16 protein-coding genes are annotated in these 16,093 nt (G+C 67.8%); 9 read left to right on the top strand and 7 right to left on the bottom strand.

Features of this window, described 5'->3' with window-relative positions; translation table 11 throughout:
- Nucleotides 1-65: 65 nt before the first annotated feature.
- Together ACQY46_RS02575 and rpmB are read right to left on the bottom strand one after the other, a co-directional pair.
- Nucleotides 66-722 carry a VUT family protein gene (locus ACQY46_RS02575; protein ID WP_428698760.1) on the bottom strand — a complete coding sequence of 219 codons (657 nt, stop codon included), beginning with the start codon at nt 720-722 and terminating at the stop codon, nt 66-68.
- A gap of 165 nt (nt 723-887) precedes the next feature.
- The gene (gene rpmB, locus ACQY46_RS02570) at nt 888-1,184 is read right to left on the bottom strand and encodes a 50S ribosomal protein L28 (RefSeq protein ID WP_306030865.1); all 297 of its coding nucleotides are present in this window, start codon (nt 1,182-1,184) and stop codon (nt 888-890) included.
- Between the two features lie 503 nt (nt 1,185-1,687).
- On the opposite strand from rpmB, the gene ACQY46_RS02565 reads away from it, so the two are divergent.
- The 3 genes from ACQY46_RS02565 (at nt 1,688) to ACQY46_RS02555 (ending at nt 5,136) form a co-directional block, all read left to right on the top strand.
- Entirely contained in the window at nt 1,688-2,545 is an 858-nt protein-coding gene (locus ACQY46_RS02565) for a DUF3108 domain-containing protein (RefSeq protein ID WP_428698759.1), read from the top strand.
- A 193-nt stretch (nt 2,546-2,738) separates the two neighbouring features.
- On the top strand, nt 2,739-3,692 hold the full coding sequence (locus tag ACQY46_RS02560; protein WP_428698758.1) for an acetyl-CoA carboxylase carboxyltransferase subunit alpha: 954 nt from the start codon (nt 2,739-2,741) through the stop codon (nt 3,690-3,692).
- A 241-nt stretch (nt 3,693-3,933) separates the two neighbouring features.
- Nucleotides 3,934-5,136 (top strand): L,D-transpeptidase family protein, encoded by a 1,203-nt coding sequence (locus ACQY46_RS02555; protein ID WP_428698756.1) that lies wholly within the window; start codon nt 3,934-3,936, stop codon nt 5,134-5,136.
- 34 nt (nt 5,137-5,170) lie between these two features.
- Here ACQY46_RS02555 and ACQY46_RS02550 read toward each other — a convergent pair whose 3' ends face one another.
- The 3 genes from ACQY46_RS02550 to ispG are packed head-to-tail and all read right to left on the bottom strand — an operon-like array spanning nt 5,171 to nt 8,045.
- On the bottom strand, nt 5,171-5,914 hold the full coding sequence (locus ACQY46_RS02550) for a DUF429 domain-containing protein (protein WP_428698755.1): 744 nt from the start codon (nt 5,912-5,914) through the stop codon (nt 5,171-5,173).
- A gap of 11 nt (nt 5,915-5,925) precedes the next feature.
- Complete coding sequence (gene pdxY, locus ACQY46_RS02545; RefSeq protein ID WP_428698754.1) at nt 5,926-6,795, bottom strand: pyridoxal kinase PdxY; 870 nt, start codon at nt 6,793-6,795, stop codon at nt 5,926-5,928.
- Nucleotides 6,792-8,045: a flavodoxin-dependent (E)-4-hydroxy-3-methylbut-2-enyl-diphosphate synthase gene (ispG, locus tag ACQY46_RS02540; protein ID WP_428700389.1), complete on the bottom strand. Its 1,254-nt coding sequence runs from the start codon at nt 8,043-8,045 to the stop codon at nt 6,792-6,794. The genes pdxY and ispG overlap by 4 nt, the downstream gene beginning before the upstream one ends.
- 250 nt (nt 8,046-8,295) lie before the next feature.
- On the opposite strand from ispG, the gene ACQY46_RS02535 reads away from it, so the two are divergent.
- The 4 genes from ACQY46_RS02535 (at nt 8,296) to ACQY46_RS02520 (ending at nt 12,131) form a co-directional block, all read left to right on the top strand.
- Complete coding sequence (locus ACQY46_RS02535; RefSeq protein ID WP_428698753.1) at nt 8,296-9,207, top strand: 4-hydroxy-3-methylbut-2-en-1-yl diphosphate synthase; 912 nt, start codon at nt 8,296-8,298, stop codon at nt 9,205-9,207.
- A 40-nt stretch (nt 9,208-9,247) separates the two neighbouring features.
- Entirely contained in the window at nt 9,248-10,129 is an 882-nt protein-coding gene (locus ACQY46_RS02530) for a hypothetical protein (RefSeq protein ID WP_428698752.1), read from the top strand.
- 176 nt (nt 10,130-10,305) lie between these two features.
- A complete protein-coding gene (locus ACQY46_RS02525) occupies nt 10,306-11,088 on the top strand; it encodes a 3-hydroxybutyrate dehydrogenase (protein ID WP_428698751.1) in 783 nt (260 codons plus the stop codon).
- Nucleotides 11,085-12,131 carry a patatin-like phospholipase family protein gene (locus ACQY46_RS02520; RefSeq protein WP_428698750.1) on the top strand — a complete coding sequence of 349 codons (1,047 nt, stop codon included), beginning with the start codon at nt 11,085-11,087 and terminating at the stop codon, nt 12,129-12,131. The genes ACQY46_RS02525 and ACQY46_RS02520 overlap by 4 nt, the downstream gene beginning before the upstream one ends.
- 385 nt (nt 12,132-12,516) lie before the next feature.
- Here the strand turns inward: ACQY46_RS02520 and ACQY46_RS02515 are convergent, their stop codons facing one another.
- Nucleotides 12,517-13,023: a L,D-transpeptidase gene (locus ACQY46_RS02515; RefSeq protein ID WP_428698749.1), complete on the bottom strand. Its 507-nt coding sequence runs from the start codon at nt 13,021-13,023 to the stop codon at nt 12,517-12,519.
- 236 nt (nt 13,024-13,259) lie between these two features.
- Between ACQY46_RS02515 and ACQY46_RS02510 the strand changes: the two genes are divergently transcribed.
- Both ACQY46_RS02510 and gluQRS read left to right on the top strand, forming a co-directional pair.
- Complete coding sequence (locus ACQY46_RS02510; RefSeq protein WP_428698748.1) at nt 13,260-14,117, top strand: pentapeptide repeat-containing protein; 858 nt, start codon at nt 13,260-13,262, stop codon at nt 14,115-14,117.
- 65 nt (nt 14,118-14,182) lie between these two features.
- Entirely contained in the window at nt 14,183-15,058 is an 876-nt protein-coding gene (gene gluQRS, locus ACQY46_RS02505; protein ID WP_428698747.1) for a tRNA glutamyl-Q(34) synthetase GluQRS, read from the top strand.
- Between the two features lie 27 nt (nt 15,059-15,085).
- On the opposite strand, the gene ACQY46_RS02500 is transcribed toward gluQRS, so the two are convergent.
- Entirely contained in the window at nt 15,086-16,039 is a 954-nt protein-coding gene (locus tag ACQY46_RS02500; protein WP_428698746.1) for an AEC family transporter, read from the bottom strand.
- Nucleotides 16,040-16,093 lie beyond the last annotated feature (54 nt).

The raw sequence follows: 16,093 nt of genomic DNA, 5'->3' as shown, positions 1-16,093 counted from the left end.
CCCGGTGCGGAACCGTCCGCGCCGGGGTCTTTTGTTTTTTCGAGTGGGGCGGCGCGTCAGGCGCGTCAGGCGCGTCCGGCACTCCGGCCTGCCGGCACCAGCCAGGCGAGCAGCAGGCGGTAGGGCAGCAGCAGCGCGGCGGCGACGAGAAGCTTCACCGTCATGTCGCCGGCGGCCCAGGAGAGCCAGCGCGGCGCTTCCAGCGCGAAGACGCCGAGGAACGGCGCGACCTCGGTCGCGAAGGCATCGTCGAAGCCGAGCAGGGGCGCTGCCGCGGCGGAAAAGGCGAGGCCGAAGAAGAGCGCGGTGTCGAGCGCCGAGGCGATCACCGAGGAGACCGCGGGCGCCAGCCACCAGGCGAAGCGGCGCAGCCGGTCGAAGACGGCGATGTCGAGCAGATGCGCCATCAGGAAGGCGGAGCCGGAGGCAATGGCGATGCGCGGTGTCGCCAGCCAGACGGAAAGCGCCAGGGCAAGGGCGAAGCCGACGAGCACCACCTTGCGCGCCGCCGTCGGTCCGAAGCGGCGGTTGGTCAGGTCGGTGACCAGGAAGGCGGCCGGATAGGTGAAGGCGCCCCAGGTCAGGAGGTCGGCCAGGTCGATGCCGCCGAGCGTGCCATGCACCGGATACTGGACCAGCACGTTGGAGGCGACGATGACCACCGCCATGGCGGCGATGGCCGGCACGAAGCGGTTCAGGGAAAAGCGTTCTGCGTCCGACATCTTGCCAGGGCTCCGGGCCAGTCAGGGAAGGTATCCGCCATCACGGTGTCGACAAGGCGGTGGCGACAAGGCGGTGGCGACAAACGCCAAAAGAGGCGCGAAGGGCGCCTCTTGCGGGTGTTTTCTCTGTGCGGTGTGTCCGGCCACTGGCAGGACACGTCCGGATCAGGCCGCGGCGGCTGCCGCCAGGCGACGCTTGATCTCGGTGCGCAGGATGCGGGCCTTCGGCGACAGCTCGCTCTCGGCGGCCTTCATGAGGAAGGCGTCGAGGCCGCCGCGATGCTCGACCGAGCGCAGCGCATGCGCCGAGATGCGCAGCTTGTAGGTCTCGCCAAGCGCGTCGGACAGAAGCGACACGTTGCACAGGTTCGGCAGGAACCGGCGGCGGGACTTGTTGTTGGCGTGGCTGACGTTGTTACCGGTCATCACGTCCTTGCCGGTGAGTTCGCAACGGCGTGCCATGGGACACCTTTTTCTTTCTCTCGGGGTCAGGCCCCGAACGTTTCAACGATTAGGGCGCTTGCCCCGCTTTCAAGACTGCCGGATCGCTATTGCGGGAGCGTTCGCGGACCCGCATGGCCCGGCGCCCATTCACCGGCAATGGATGAAAAAGTCGGCCTGCTATACGGGGCGATGCCCGCGCCGTCAAGGCATGTTGCGCGCGAATGGGCGTGGTTCGTCGATGCGCGGGAGGGCGTGCCGCGATTATTTCGGGCGTGAGCGGGATCATTTGCAGTCCGTTAACCATGCGGTTACCGTGTGTGCGGACAATGATGCGTCAAACCCGGGCGTGTCCCGGACCTGCGGGGACGGCTGAGGGTGGCCATCCGGCTCCGCATTGCCGCCCGGTACGGGCGGCCTCCGTTCAAAGGCGCGTGTCCTGCCGGATGCCGCGATGGCGGATGTGATTGGAAAAGCGTGTTGTCTGTCCGGCCGGCCGTGGCCGTGCGGTGTGTGAGGTTCCCATGTCCAGGCTCTCCCTTTCCAGCTTCCTGCCACGCTCCGGCGCCGGCCCGCTGCTCGGTGTCGCGCTCGCGGCCCTCGTGGCGGCTCCCGTCGTGCCGGCGCTGGCCGAGACGTCCCGCCTCGGCGGCGTCTACGATATCTCGGTCTCGGGCTTCAAGATCGCCCGCGGCTCGCTGTCCCTGGTGCTCCAGAAGAACGCCTATTCGGCCAAGGTCGGCATGGAGCCGGCGGGCATCGGCACGCTGTTTTCCGCCGGCAAGGGCGGCGCGCAGGCGTCGGGCTGGGTGTCCAGCAAATCGGTGGTGCCGTCGAGCTACAAGATGGCCTCGCGTGCCGCCGACCGGGATTTCTTCGTCGACCTGGCGCAGGGTTCGGGCAAGGTGCACTCGATGCGCGTCACCCCGAAGTTCAAGCCGAACGCGGAGCGGATCAAGGTCACCAACAAGCACACCCGCAACGTGGTCGATCCGCTCAGCGCCATCCTGATGCCGGCGAAGGCCGCCCGGGGCAAGCCGGACGCCAGCGTTTGCAACCGGCGCATTCCGGTCTTTGACGGCTGGACCCGTTTCGACATCCAGCTCAGCTACAAGGAAATGCGCGACGTCTCCGGCAAGGGCTATGACGGCCAGGTCGTCGTGTGCACGGCGCGCTGGATCCCGGTCGCCGGGCACCGCCCGTCGACGGCGTCGGTCAAGTACATGGCGGAGAACCGCAAGATGGAAGCGTGGCTCGCGCCGATCGGCTCGCAGGGCGTCTTCGTGCCCTACCGGGTGGAAATGGGCACCAAGAGCGGCACGCTGGTGGTCGAGCCGCGCAAGCTGAAATTCACCAACGGGCGGGACCAGGCAGCCAACTGACCAGGCCGCGCTTTCCGGAAACGGCATCACGCCGGTGCGGGAGATCCGCGCCGGCGCTTGCTTTTTCGCCCGCAACGCGCCATCTCGTGAGGGCGCGCGGCTTGACAGGGCCTGCCGGTCTCGCCAGTGTCGCGCCGCAATTCACCCGGGAGCGGATCCGCCCGCCCCGGCCAGCCTTCGGACCCGTTTCAAGATGCACAGCTTCCTCGAATTCGAAAAACCCGTCGCCGACCTGCAGGGCAAGGTCCACGAGTTGCGGGCGGTGGCCGGATCGGGCGAGGCGGTCGAGGTGTCGGACGAAATCGAGCGGCTGGAGACCAAGGCCGAACAGACGCTCAAGGACATCTATTCCCGCCTGACGCCCTGGCAGAAGACGCTGGTCGCCCGTCATCCCGACCGGCCGCACGCTGTCGACTACATCGCCGGGCTGATCGAGGATTTCACGCCGCTGGCCGGCGACCGGAACTATGCCGAGGACGCGGCGGTGATCGCCGGCATCGGCCGGTTTCGCGGGCGCTCCGTGGCGATCCTCGGCCAGGAGAAGGGCGCGGACACCCAGTCGCGGCTGAAGCACAATTTCGGCATGGCGCGGCCCGAGGGCTACCGCAAGGCGGTGCGCATCATGGGCATGGCCGAGCGGTTCGGCCTGCCGGTGGTTTCCTTCGTCGACACGGCCGGCGCCTATCCCGGCATCGGTGCCGAGGAACGCGGCCAGGCGGAGGCGATCGCCCGCTCGACCGATGCCTGCCTGGCGCTGGGCACGCCGAACGTTTCGCTGATCATCGGCGAGGGCGGCTCGGGCGGCGCCATCGCCATTGCCACGGCCAATCACGTGGCGATGCTCGAGCATGCGATCTATTCCGTCATCTCGCCGGAAGCCGGCGCCTCGATCCTGTGGCGCGACAGCGCGCGGGCGCAGGACGCGGCCACCAACATGAAGATCACCGCCCAGGACCTGATCCAGCTCAAGGTGATCGACGAGATCGTCGAGGAGCCGCTCGGCGGCGCGCATCGCGCCAAGGCGATCGTCGTCGACCGGGCGGGCACCGTCATCGACAAGGCGCTGGCCCGCTTCGAGGGGCTTGACGCGGCCGCGATCCGCGACCAGCGGCGCAAGAAGTTCCTGGCCATCGGCCGCTCGATCTGAGCCGCCGGCGCGATCTTCCTGCCGCAAATCCCGGGTCTGCCGCCAAAACGCCCGAATCTTGCGCCAACCAGAACGTGGTTGGGCGTGCGCGCCAGTTCCGCGTGACCGGAGGGTTCCGGGCGCGGTAACCTCGGGTAAACCCTAAGTGACTAGCCTTTCAGACCGGAGCGGGCGATGTTTGACCCGGCCGGAACGACAGCCAGACGGGCGGGTCGCCTCATTCTTTGAACGGACGGGCATCATGGCGCAGGGTATCGCGCGGTTCGGCAGGACAACACGCAGGGCGCTTGCCGCCCTGGCACTTGCGACGGTTCTCGCAGGCTGTCAGGCGGACGAGCTCGGCTACGGGCCCAAGCACCAGCGACCGGTCAGCAGCGACGTCAAGAGCAAGCTGACCAGTCTCGGCATGAGCCTGACCAGCCCGATCATGCTGCGCATCTTCAAGCAGGATTCGACGCTCGAGGTCTGGAAGCAGACCAAGTCCGGCCGCTATGCGCTGCTGGAAAGCTTCGAGATCTGCAAGTGGTCCGGCGAGTTCGGTCCGAAGAAGAAGGAAGGCGACCGTCAGGCGCCGGAGGGCTTCTACGAGATCACCCCGGCCTTGATGAATCCGAATTCCAGCTATCACCTGGCCTTCAATCTCGGCTACCCGAACAAGTTCGACCGGGCGTATAACCGCACCGGCTCGCACCTGATGGTGCATGGCGCCTGTTCCTCGCGCGGCTGCTACGCGATGACCGATGCCCAGGTGCAGGACATCTACGCGCTTGCCCGGGAGAGCTTCAAGGGCGGGCAGCGCTCGTTCCAGGTTCAGGCCTTTCCCTTCCGCATGACGGCGGAGAACATGGCCGCCCATCGCAATTCCGAGCATTACGACTTCTGGAAGATGCTGAAGCGCGGCTACGATCATTTCGAGGTGACGAAAGTCCCGCCGAAGACCGAGGTCTGCGAGAAGCGCTATGTCTTCGACGCGGTGCCGCTGGTCGAGGGCGTGCCCTTCCGTGCCACGGCGAAGTGCCCGGAATACAAGGTGCCCGACAGCGTCGAGATGGCGGTGCTGAAGAAGCAGCAGCAGGACGAGCAGAAGATCATCGAGATCGCCGAGGCCGAGGCGCGCGCCGAGAAGCGCAAGGCGCAGATCGCGGCGATCTTCGGCAACGCTCCCGAAGACGTTGCCCAGTCCGAGGCGGCGCAGGCAACAACCGCCACTGCGGCGACCGCCGTTGCCGCGACCTCTGCCGCTCCGGCGGAAGCAGCGAGCCAGACCGCCAACATGACGCCGGTTCCGGCGGACGCGCCCTCGCAGCAGACCGCCTTCGCGCCGACGGAGGAGAAGTCCTCCGGCGGGTTCTTCGGGCGCCTGTTCTCCGGCGGATCGCCCGACGAGGCGAAGGCGCAAGGTCCGGCGGACCCGAACGCGCCGGTCCCCCCGGCCAAGCCCTGACATTTCGCTCCGGCACCGCGCGGCCGGAGCTCTCTCACGCCCAGATCGCCATCCGCAATCCCCTGCCGTCGCGCTGAAAGTCGCGGGGAAAGCTCTCCGCGTCTCCCGCCGCGATCCGTTCGGCGATCACCGCGTTGACACAGGCGTCGACGAGATCGTCGCGTCCCGCCCCCTTCGGCGGGCGTTGTTCCAGGAATTCCGACTCGAAACCGTGACGACGCAACAGGGCGGCGCGCTCCTCGATGCCGGGCATGCTTGCCGCGCTCCTCACCTTTTTCGGCAGGCGCATCGCCTGCTCGCCATTGAGGCGCCAGAAGGCGAGCTCGGGATGCACCTCGAAGACGCGCGCCTCCAGCTCCGGCGTCAGCAATGTGTCGATCTCGCGGATCCTTGGGAACAGGTGGAAGGCCTGTTTCGAGACCTTGCGCGGCGGCTCGGACGTCGCCAGCGCCACCCGGCAGGCCTCGCCGTAATCCTGGCAGGCAACGGCGGCGCGGGAGGGAACGGAGAAGACGGAGGACTGGCGTGCGCCGAGCAGCGGCCGCACGACCCGCTCCGGACCGCGTCCGCCGGGGCCGGCCCGTTCCGGCAGGCCCATCGGCATGTCGACCGCGATGGCCTCCAGCGTCGCGTCACCAATGAGCGCGGCGATGCCTTCGGCGAGGATGAGTGTGTGGCGCGGGTTCGCGTCCGGGTGTCGCGCGTCCCGCTCGCGAATGACGGCGATCCACCCCGTGCGGCACCCGTCGACACCGGCAACGCGAAGGCCGGCACGCATCGGGCCGTCCTTCAGGCGCGCAGCGGCGCGTCGAGCACCCGCCGGCAGGAGACGAGCGCCATCGGGTTGACGAGGGCGGCCTGTTCGGCGGCGATCAGCAGGTCGCGCGCGCCGCGCTTGACGGAGCGGGCCACCAGCTCGAACACCGATGCGGCGGCGCGCTTCAGGGCGGTCTCGTCGTCGAGGCCGGCGAGCAGGTTGGCCGTCAGAAGGGCGGCGATCAGGTCGCCGGTGCCTTTCGGTGCATCCGGCACCAGGCCGTGCTCGGCGGCGATGGCGCCGCGCGCGGTGACCAGCAGGTTGGCGACCGAATTGCGGCGCAGGGCCGGCGACGAGGTGACCAGCACCCGTGCCGGGCCGAGCGCGCGGGCGGCGGCAATCGCCTGCGCCTCGCTCTCCAGCCGGCCACCGGTCATCCACTCGAGCTCGAAGAGGTTGGGGGTGGCGACATCGGCCAGCGGCAGAAGCCGGTCGCGGATCGCGCCGGCGGTCGCCTCGGGCACATAGAGGCCGGACTGGTCGCCGATCACCGGATCGCAGAGATAGAGGGCGTCGGGATTGGCCTTGCGCACGGCGGCGACGAGACGCGCCACCTCGTCCGCCTGGCCCGGGCTGCCGAGATAACCGGAGATCACCGCGCCGACATTGGCGAGCGTGTCCGCCCCGGCGATATTGGCGGCAAGCGCCGCGAAACTGGCGTCGTCCGGCACCTCGCGGTGGCCGATGCCCTGCTCGGGCTGCCAGGGCAGCAGCACGGTGGGCAGGAACCACACGGGGAAGCCGAGGCGTTCCAGCGCGAACACGGACGGGCGGCCGCCGACGGCACCGCGCACGACCTGCGAGGTGATGACGAGGATCTCGCCTCCCGGCCGCGCGCTCATTCGGCCGCGCTGCGCCCGGCGCCGCCGAAGCGGGCCTCGATATAGTCGTCGACCATCGTCTTGAAGTCGTCGGCGATGGTCGGTCCGCGCAGGGTCGCGACCTTCCTGCCGTCGACGAAGACCGGCGCTGCCGGGCTCTCGCCGGTGCCCGGCAATGAGATGCCGATATCGGCGAACTTGCTCTCGCCCGGCCCGTTGACGATGCAGCCCATCACCGCGACGTTGAGCGCCTCGACGCCGGGATATTTTTTGCGCCACACGGGCATCGAGACGCGGATGTTGTCCTGGATGTCGCGGGCCAGCTCCTGGAACACGGTCGAGGTGGTGCGGCCGCAGCCCGGGCAGGCGGCGACGATCGGCACGAAGGCGCGGAAACCCATCACCTGCAGCAGTTCCTGCGCCACCTGCACCTCGCGGGTGCGGTCGCCGCCGGGCTCCGGCGTCAGCGACACGCGGATCGTGTCGCCGATGCCCTGCTGCAGCAGGATGCCCATCGAGGCGGCGGAGGCGACGATGCCCTTGGTGCCCATGCCGGCCTCGGTGAGGCCGAGATGCAGCGCGTAGTCGCAGCGCGCCGCGAGATCCGCATAGACCTGGATCAGGTCCTGCACCTGGCTGACCTTGGCCGACAGGATGATCTTGTCGCGGCCCATGCCGAGATCCTCGGCGCGGGCGGCGGAGAGCAGGCCCGAGCGGATGATCGCCTCGCGCATCACCGCGGAAGCGGAGACGGGGGCGGCGCTCCTGGCGTTCTCGTCCATCAGGTGGGTGAGGAGTTCCTGGTCGAGCGAGCCCCAGTTGACGCCGATCCGGACCGGCTTGTCGTGTTTCAGGGCGATCTCGATGATGTCGGAGAACTGCCGGTCGCGCTTGTCCTTGAAGCCGACATTGCCCGGGTTGATCCGGTATTTCTCCAGCGCCTCGGCGCAGGCCGGATGATCGGAGAGCAGCTTGTGGCCGATATAGTGGAAGTCGCCGACCAGCGGTACATGGCAGCCGATGCGCGCCAGCCGGTCGCGGATCTTCGGCACGGCGGCGGCGGCCTCGTCGCGGTCGACGGTGATGCGCACGATCTCCGACCCGGCCTGCGCCAGCGCCGAGACCTGGGCGACGGTGGCATCGATATCGGCCGTGTCGGTGTTGGTCATCGACTGGACGACGACGGGCGCGCCGCCGCCGACGGTCACCGAGCCGATCTTCACGGGCACGGAGACGCGGCGCGGCGCGGGACCGGCAAGCGTCTCCCTCATCGGGGTCTCCACCGCCGGCAGGTTTCCGGCCAGTGCTCCGGGATTGGAAATGCCGCTCTGCATGGTGCCGGTCCGTCCGATCTCGCGGCGCGTCGCCTTGCGCCGCCAACTGGGGGTACTGCCGATTGAATAGGGCGCGCCGGGCCTCCTTGCAAGGCGGGCGGCCCGTGTGTTCTTGACGCGGCGGCTGCGAGACCGCATCTGAGAGAGGCCCAGACCGCTTCTGAAGGAGGCAAAGGAGCCCCGCCGCATGCTGCTTGTCGTTCTCAGTCGCACGCTCGATCTTGCGCGCCACCGGTTGCCCACGCTGTTTTCCGCCGGCTGGGGCTACATGCTGGTGCTCGTCGCGCTGAATGTCGCGATCAGCCTGCAGGCGATGCCGGAAAACGGCTTCACCACCGGCTCCTACATGATGGAGCCGCTGACGGCAACGGGTGACGCGGCCGCCCGGGAGAAGGCGCTGCGGGGCCTTGCGGTGCTCGCCAATATCCTCGCCGGCTTTTCGATCTCCGTGGCCTATCTGCGCCGCATCCTGCTTGGCGAACGCGGATTTCCGCTGGCCTTCGGGGCGCGCAACTTCCGCGTCGCCTGGAAGCTAGCGGTGCTCGGCATTCTCGGCGTGCTGATGTTCCTGCCGCTGCTGCTGCTCGGCGGGCTGCTGACGCCGCTGACCGGACCGGTCGGGGCGCTGGCGATCCTGGCAAGCCCCTTCGTCGCCCTGATGCTGGTGCAGCGCATGTCGCTGGTGCTGCCGGCAGCGGCGCTCGATGACGAGATGTCGCTGAAGGAGTCCTGGCGGCTGACCTCTGGCATCGGCTGGGCGCTGGCGATCGCGGCCGTCGTCGTCTCGCTGCTTGCCGGGCTCGGCATCGGCGTCCTTGCCGGCGTGCTGGCGCTCACCGATCTCTTCCTGTCCGGCACCGGACCGCTGGCGCCGTTGCGTTCGGCGCTGTTTCCCATGGGGGCGATGGTCATCCTCACCTGGCTTTTCGCCTCGCTGCATGCGACCGCCTACGCCCTGACGCGCGAGCGCTTCGTCGAGAAGGCGGGCCTGCGCATGGCGGACGCGGAACGAGCGGCGGCGCGGCGGGAGGCGGCGCAGCGCGACAAGGCACGGCAGGCGGTGCGCTCGGTGCTTGGTTCCCGGTCGCGGCGCGACTGAGGTTTCCGCCCGCCCCGCCTCAAGGGCCAATCTGCTTGCCTTGACCGCTCTCCGGTTGCAATTTGTCATTCGTGAATTGTGCAGCGCGGCTGTCGCGCGGCGAAAGTCATTGGGGGCGCATGTGTTTGCAAGGACAACCGGCCGGCTTTTCACCGGCACGTTCAAGGCATTGTTTTCGAATTTCGAGGACTTCCTCAGGATCGTCTGGGCCTGGTTCGCGCTTATTATCCTGGGCGTGCTGGCGTTCAACGTGCTGGGTCCGCAATCCCTGCATACACCGGGGCCTGAGCTTGTGCCGAATCTGGTCCATGTGCTCGCGATCTTTGTCTCCGTGCTGGTCGTCACCGTAGCAAACTCCTCGATCGCCGTTGCCTGGCATCGATGCCTGCTGCTTGGCGAGCGACCCGGCGCAGTACATCTGAGGGTCGGGCGGCGGGAGTTGGCCTATGTCCGGAAAACGGTGTTGATCTTTCTGATCAGCGGCGTGGCCGTGATCCCCCTCTCTCTCGTCTTTATTATGGTCAATCGTCTGATGGGCCCGGGATTCGGAATCCTCGTCGTCGTCATCGGTGTCCTGGGGCTCTGGTTGCCGATCCTGATGCGTCTGATGCTGGCCTTGCCGGCAACCGCCGTTGACGAGCGGCTGGGCCTGCTCGACGCCTTCCGGCAAAGCCGGGGGCTGGGCTGGCCGATGGTCGTTGCAAGTGTGGGCGTCTCCCTTGTCATCTTTCTCCCGATGGTGCTGCTCATTGTGATCGCCGCTTTCGCTGGCGGCGTCTTCTCGGCGGTTGCCGGTGTTCTTCTCGAAATCGGGGCGCAGATTGCCAGCGTTGCCCTGCAGATCGGCGTGCTCACCGGCGGCCACTACATCCTGCGCGAGCGCCAGATGGCGCAAGGGGCAGGCCCCCCGGCCGCCGGCTGAGCCGCGATCCCGGCCCCGCCGGGCGTTGCCAGCCCCTTGTTGCAGTGCAGCGCGATCTCATGTTCTATGTGGCGGGTTTTCCCCGGAGGCGCCGGACGGGCGCCGGCCAGGCAGAAGGCGCCGCAAGGGCGCCGGCCGGGGCTTTCGCGACCCGGCAGGACAGGAGATCGTTTCGCATGCTGACCAACAAGACCGCCCTCGTCACCGGCTCCACCTCGGGCATTGGCCTCGCCATCGCCCGCATCTTCGCCGCCAATGGCGCCAACGTGGTGATCAACGGCTTTGGCGAGGCGGATGCGATCGAGAAGGAACGTTCCGGGATCGAGAGCGAGTTCGGCGTCACCTGCCACCACTCGGGCGCCGACATGACGAAGCCGGACGAGATCGCGGCGATGATGGCGGACGCCGAAAAGGCCTTCGGTGGCGTCGACATCCTCGTCAACAATGCCGGCATCCAGCACGTCTCGCCGGTCGAGGATTTTCCGGTCGCGAAATGGGACGCGATCATCGCGATCAACCTCTCCTCCGCCTTCCACACGACGCGGGCCGCCGTGCCGGGCATGAAGAAAAAGGGCTGGGGGCGGATCATCAACACCGCCTCGGCCCATGCACTGGTCGCCTCGCCCTTCAAGAGCGCCTATGTGGCGGCCAAGCACGGCATCGCCGGCTTCACCAAGACCATCGCGCTGGAAGTCGCGCAGTCGGGCGTCACCGTCAACGCCATCTGCCCGGGCTATGTCTGGACGCCGCTTGTGGAAGCCCAGATCCCCGACACGATGAAGGCGCGCGGGATGACCGAGGACGAGGTGAAGCGCGACGTGCTGCTCGCCGCCCAGCCGACCAAGGAATTCGTCACCGTCGACCAGGTGGCGGCGCTGGCGCTTTATCTCGCCGGCGACCAGGCGTCGGCGATCACCGGCGCGATGCTGCAGATGGACGGCGGCTGGGTCGCCCAGTGACGTCCGGCAAGGGTCGGGAGACGGAGACGGCCGGCGCGCCCAAGCCGATCAATCTCGCCCTGCAGGGGGGCGGTGCCCATGGCGCCTTCACCTGGGGCGTGCTCGACTGGTTGCTGGAGCGCGAGCTGTTCACCATCGAGGGCGTCAGCGGCACCTCGGCCGGCGCGATGAACGCGGTGGTGCTGGCCGCCGGCATGCACGAGGGCGGCGAGGAGGGCGCGCGCGCGGCGCTCCACCGCTTCTGGAAGGCGGTCAGCGACCGCGCCTGGCTGAGCCCCATCCGCCGCACGCCGCTCGACGTGATCATGGGCCAGTGGAGCCTCGACATGTCGCCGAGCTTCCTCGCCTTCGACATCGCCTCGCGCTTTGCCTCGCCTTACGAGTTCAACCCGCTCAACATCAACCCGCTGCGCGAGGTGGTGGCCGAGACCGTCGATTTCGACGCGGTCAACGCCTGCCAGGCGATCCGGGTCTTCATCAGCGCGACCAATGTCCATAGCGGCAAGATCAAGGTCTTTTCCGGCGAGGAGATCACGCTCGACGCGGTGATGGCGTCCGCCTGCCTGCCGCATCTCTTCCAGGCGGTGGAGATCGACGGCGTGCCCTACTGGGATGGCGGCTACATGGGCAATCCGCCGCTGTTCCCGCTGTTCGGCAACACCGGCACGCCGGACACGGTGCTGGTGCAGATCAACCCGGTGGAGCGCAACGAGACGCCGCGCACGGCGCGCGAGATCCTCAACCGGCTGAACGAGATCACCTTCAACTCGACGCTCTTGCGCGAGATGCGCGCCATCGAGTTCGTCACGCGGCTGATCGAGGACGGCAAGCTCGACCGCAAGGACTACCAGAAGGTCCATATCCACCGCATCTCGGCGGAGGGGCTGAAGCCGCTGCAGTCCTCCTCGAAGGTCAATGCGGAATGGCGTTTTCTCACCCATCTGCGCGACATCGGCCGGCAGGCGGCCGAGCAATGGGCGGGCGCGCATTATGATTCGGTCGGCACCCGCTCCAGCGTCGATCTGCGCGAAGAATTCATGTGAATCCCGCTTCCCGGGGGCCTGACCAACGGCTTCGTTAACGCACCTTAACCCGAACCCGCATCCCGCCTTGCGAAATGCGTCGCAGGAGAGGTTAGCGAACCCCTAACAGCCTCAACATGTTGTGTGGATGGTCGGTCGCGCGCACAGATCCTGTGGGATCGGCGTGCCAACGATTTGGCAAGGGTTTTGCTCCATCATTGGCACGCTGATAGTAGGTAGTGCGTCGTCAGCGATTGGCGGACGAGGGAAGGCGGCAAATGCGACCCCGCTGTCTTCCTTCGTCCCGCCAGCCTCCTCCCGCTTGCGCGGCGGGAGACCGATCCCGTCACTTTATGCGCCGCGCGGCATTCCGCAAAGGGGCGTTACGCGCGATCGCCGGTAAAGGTTACCGGGTGATAACGATTCGCGCATTGTGTTTTCCCGACTGCCGGATCATCGAAAAGAGCTGCCGTGCGTTGCCGGGATGCAGGCGGATGCAGCCATGCGAGGCCGGCTGGCCGAGCCTGCGGATCTGGTCGGTGCCGTGGATGGCGTAGCCGCCATGGAAGAACACTGAATAGGGCATCGGCGCGCCATTGTATTTCTTCGAGAAATAACGCTTGTGCATGCGCCCGGGCCGAAAGGTTCCGACAGGCGTGCGGTAGCCGCGCCGGGCGGTGGAAACCGGCCAGGAGTGTGCCCGCCGGCCGTTGACATAGACGCTCATGCGCTGGTCGGACAGATCGATGCGCGCGACGATCTCCGCCGCCTGCGCCGGTGCCGGCCCCGCGCCGGCCGCGGCGAGCACAACGAGGCCCGCGGCGAGCAGGACAGCAAGATGCCGCACCGGTTTTCGCACCCGACGCCCGCCCCGGCCGCGCGTTTCCTTCAGGAAATCCAGAAGTCCCTTCATGGCGACCGCCCCCCGGTTCGCTTGGCAGAATCCACAGGATATTAACAAGTTGCCGGACGGGAGTCCTCAGCTTCTTTCACAGGGCCGCAACTGTACGGAGGTTGCGTGGTTAAACCGATTTGCAACGGGCAAGCCCTTAAAATGGCCGCGGTCGTCGCCTACCTGAAAAGATATGTCGAGGGTGACGTGACGCGTTCCGGCTTGGGGAGGCCGGACGCATGGGAGGAATATCCGGGATGGCTTTGGGTTCACGTGTTGGTCGTCTTGGCCGCCTCGCCCCGGCGATGGCGCTTGCCGGGTTCATGGGCACGGTGCTTGCCGGCATGGCGGCGGCGGAGACCGATGTCGAGCGCCTGAAGCGCACGGGTGAATGCGCGCGCTGCGACCTGCGCCTGTCGGAACTGCGCGGCCTCAAGCTGCAGGAGGCGAAGCTTTCGCGGGCGATCCTGCGCGAGGCGGACCTGAAGGAGGCCGCGCTTGTCGGCGCCGACCTGAAGGACGCCGACCTGCGCCGCGCCGAGGTCGAGCGGACGGATCTTTCCGGCGCGGACCTCACGGGCGCCTCGATGCGCGGCGTCGACATGGAAAAGGCGGTGCTGGTCAAGGCCAGGCTCGATGGAGCGGACCTGCGCAATGCCGACCTGATCGAGGCGAAGCTTGCCGGCGCAAGTCTTGCCGGCGCGGACATGCGGCTGGCGCTGCTGATCCGGGCCCAGGCCGCCGGCGCGAGTTTTCGCGAAGCCAAGATGGATGGCGTAAACCTGGAACGCGCCGACCTGATGAATGCCGACCTGTCCGATGCCCGGCTTCCCTATGCCGATTTCGACCGGGTGAAGGCCGTCGGCGCGATCTTTCGCGGGGCGGATCTTTCCGGCGCGCATTTTTCCAGCGCCGACCTGACCGGGGCCGATCTGTCGGATGCCAATCTGGAAGGCGCGTTGATGCGGCGAACGCGGCTGGTCGGGGCGGATCTTTCCGGTGCGCGCGGGCTCGACGCGGCGCGCATGGTCGGGGCTTGCGGCGATCCGACGACGAAGCTGCCGAAGGGCGTCTACCTGAAGACCTGCAGCGACATGGACGATGCCGATCGCTGAACCACGGTTCCCGGGCCCGACCGGCCATTGACCGGATACCGCCAGTGCCGGACAACTGGGGCGACATGACACGCCCGGTTTTCCGTTTCGCCCCCTCGCCCAATGGCCGCCTGCATCTTGGCCATGCCCTGTCCGCCCTGCTCAACGCCGACATGGCGCGGCAGGCGGGCGGCCGTCTCCTTCTCCGGATCGAAGATATCGACCGCGCGCGCTGCACGCGGGAACTCGAGGCGGCAATGCTGGCCGATCTCGCCTGGCTCGGCCTCGCTTGGGAGGAGCCCGTGCGACGGCAATCGGAGCATTTTTCCGACTACGCGGCGGCTCTCGACCGGCTTGAGGCGACGGGGCTTTTGTATCGCGGCTACCTGACGCGCGGCGAGATCCGCCAGGCGGTTGCCGATTTCGAAGCGCGCGAGGGAACCCCCTTTCCCCGCGATCCCGACGGGGCGCCGCTTTATCCGGGGGACGCCGCCGTGCTGCCTGACGAGGAGATCGGTGCCCGCGCGGCCAGCGGGGCACCTTTCGCGCTCAGGCTCGACATGGACGCGGCGCTGGCCCGTCTGTCCGCGCCGCTTTCCTGGCAGGAGCTTGGCGAGGACGGCCGTATCGCGCGGATCGCCGCCGATCCGGCGCGCTGGGGCGATGTGGTGCTGGCGCGCAAGGACACGCCGACCAGCTATCATCTTTCCGTTGTCCTCGACGATGCGCTGCAGGGCGTCACCCATGTGGTGCGCGGGCGCGATCTCTTCGAGGCGACCGCCGTCCACCGGGTGCTGCAGATGCTGCTTGGCCTGGCCGAGCCCGTCTACCTTCACCACCGGCTGGTGCTGGGCGAGGACGGGCGCAAGCTGTCGAAATCCCGGGGAGACACGGCGCTGGCTGTGCTCAGGGCGCAAGGGGCGGAACCGAAGGACATTCGCGCCCTGGTCGGGCTCGCCTGATTGCGGCGTGCGCCGTGCGACCGGGCGTCAGAGCCCGAGAAAGGCCATCCAGGCACCGGTGGCGACCACGGCGAGCGCCGTCGTCAGGGTGATCGAGTTGGCCGACATGGCGTGGCCGGTGCCGTAGCGATTGGCGAAGAGGAAAGCGTTGATGCCGGTCGGGCAGGCCGCCGTCAGCGTCGCCACCGAGATCCACAGCGGCGGCAGGTGCACCACATGGGCCGCCATCACATAGACGACGGCCGGCATCACCACGATCTTCAGCGCGCCAAGGACGAGGCCCGGGGCGAGATTGCCGCGAATGCCGTAGGCGACCATGCTCATGCCGAGCGAGAACAGGGCGATGGGGATCGCCGCCCCGGCGATGCGGCCGAGCACGTCGGCGAAGATACCCTCGACCGGCAGTCCGGTGACGCGCCAGATGCCGCCGGCGATGATGCCGATGACGATCGGGTTGGTCGCAAGATTGCGGGCAATGCCGGCGAGCAGTTCGCCCAGCGGCTTCGCCTCCTGGGTGCCATCGAGCACGGCGGCCCGCTCCATCAGCACGGCGCAGACGACCGTCAGCACCGGCAGGTGGATGGAGATCAGCACGAAGAGCGGCACGAGGCCGGCCTCGCCGTGCAGCGCGGTGATCAGCGGGATGCCGACCAGAACGGTGTTGGCGAAACCGGCATTGATGCCGCCGATGACGCCGGCGCGTGCCTCGCGCTTGAACACCTTGCGGATGATCAGCGTGCCGGCGGTCCACACGACGGCGACGCCGGTGAAGTAGGAAATCCAGAAGCCCCAGGGCGAGACGCCGTCGAGCGAACTCGTCGCCAGGGTCCGGAAGATCAGCACGGGGATCGCGATCACATAGACGAACTGGCCGAGCGCGTCGCCGATGCGGGCGTCGAGCAGCTTGATGCGCGCGGCGATATAGCCGATCGCGATCAGCGCGAAGACCGGCAGGACGATGGCAAGGATCTGGTCAACCATGTTGGCTCTTTCGCATGGGCCGGCCCTGGCGACAAGATGTAGGCTTGATTCGGC

Source organism: Stappia sp., assembly GCF_965276915.1.
GTDB lineage: Bacteria > Pseudomonadota > Alphaproteobacteria > Rhizobiales > Stappiaceae > Stappia.
This window is presented reverse-complemented; position numbering and strand designations above follow the sequence as displayed.

Coding starts and splice junctions, on each gene's coding strand:
- ACQY46_RS02575 (WP_428698760.1), bottom strand. CDS start 722: ATGTCGGACGCAGAACGCTTTTCCCTGAACCGCTTCGTGCCGGCCATC.
- ACQY46_RS02510 (WP_428698748.1), top strand. CDS start 13,260: ATGGCTTTGGGTTCACGTGTTGGTCGTCTTGGCCGCCTCGCCCCGGCG.
- pdxY (WP_428698754.1), bottom strand. CDS start 6,795: ATGAGCGCGCGGCCGGGAGGCGAGATCCTCGTCATCACCTCGCAGGTC.
- ACQY46_RS02550 (WP_428698755.1), bottom strand. CDS start 5,914: ATGCGTGCCGGCCTTCGCGTTGCCGGTGTCGACGGGTGCCGCACGGGG.
- ACQY46_RS02525 (WP_428698751.1), top strand. CDS start 10,306: ATGCTGACCAACAAGACCGCCCTCGTCACCGGCTCCACCTCGGGCATT.
- rpmB (WP_306030865.1), bottom strand. CDS start 1,184: ATGGCACGCCGTTGCGAACTCACCGGCAAGGACGTGATGACCGGTAAC.
- ACQY46_RS02555 (WP_428698756.1), top strand. CDS start 3,934: ATGGCGCAGGGTATCGCGCGGTTCGGCAGGACAACACGCAGGGCGCTT.
- gluQRS (WP_428698747.1), top strand. CDS start 14,183: ATGACACGCCCGGTTTTCCGTTTCGCCCCCTCGCCCAATGGCCGCCTG.
- ispG (WP_428700389.1), bottom strand. CDS start 8,045: ATGAGGGAGACGCTTGCCGGTCCCGCGCCGCGCCGCGTCTCCGTGCCC.
- ACQY46_RS02500 (WP_428698746.1), bottom strand. CDS start 16,039: ATGGTTGACCAGATCCTTGCCATCGTCCTGCCGGTCTTCGCGCTGATC.
- ACQY46_RS02535 (WP_428698753.1), top strand. CDS start 8,296: ATGCTGCTTGTCGTTCTCAGTCGCACGCTCGATCTTGCGCGCCACCGG.
- ACQY46_RS02515 (WP_428698749.1), bottom strand. CDS start 13,023: ATGAAGGGACTTCTGGATTTCCTGAAGGAAACGCGCGGCCGGGGCGGG.
- ACQY46_RS02565 (WP_428698759.1), top strand. CDS start 1,688: ATGTCCAGGCTCTCCCTTTCCAGCTTCCTGCCACGCTCCGGCGCCGGC.
- ACQY46_RS02560 (WP_428698758.1), top strand. CDS start 2,739: ATGCACAGCTTCCTCGAATTCGAAAAACCCGTCGCCGACCTGCAGGGC.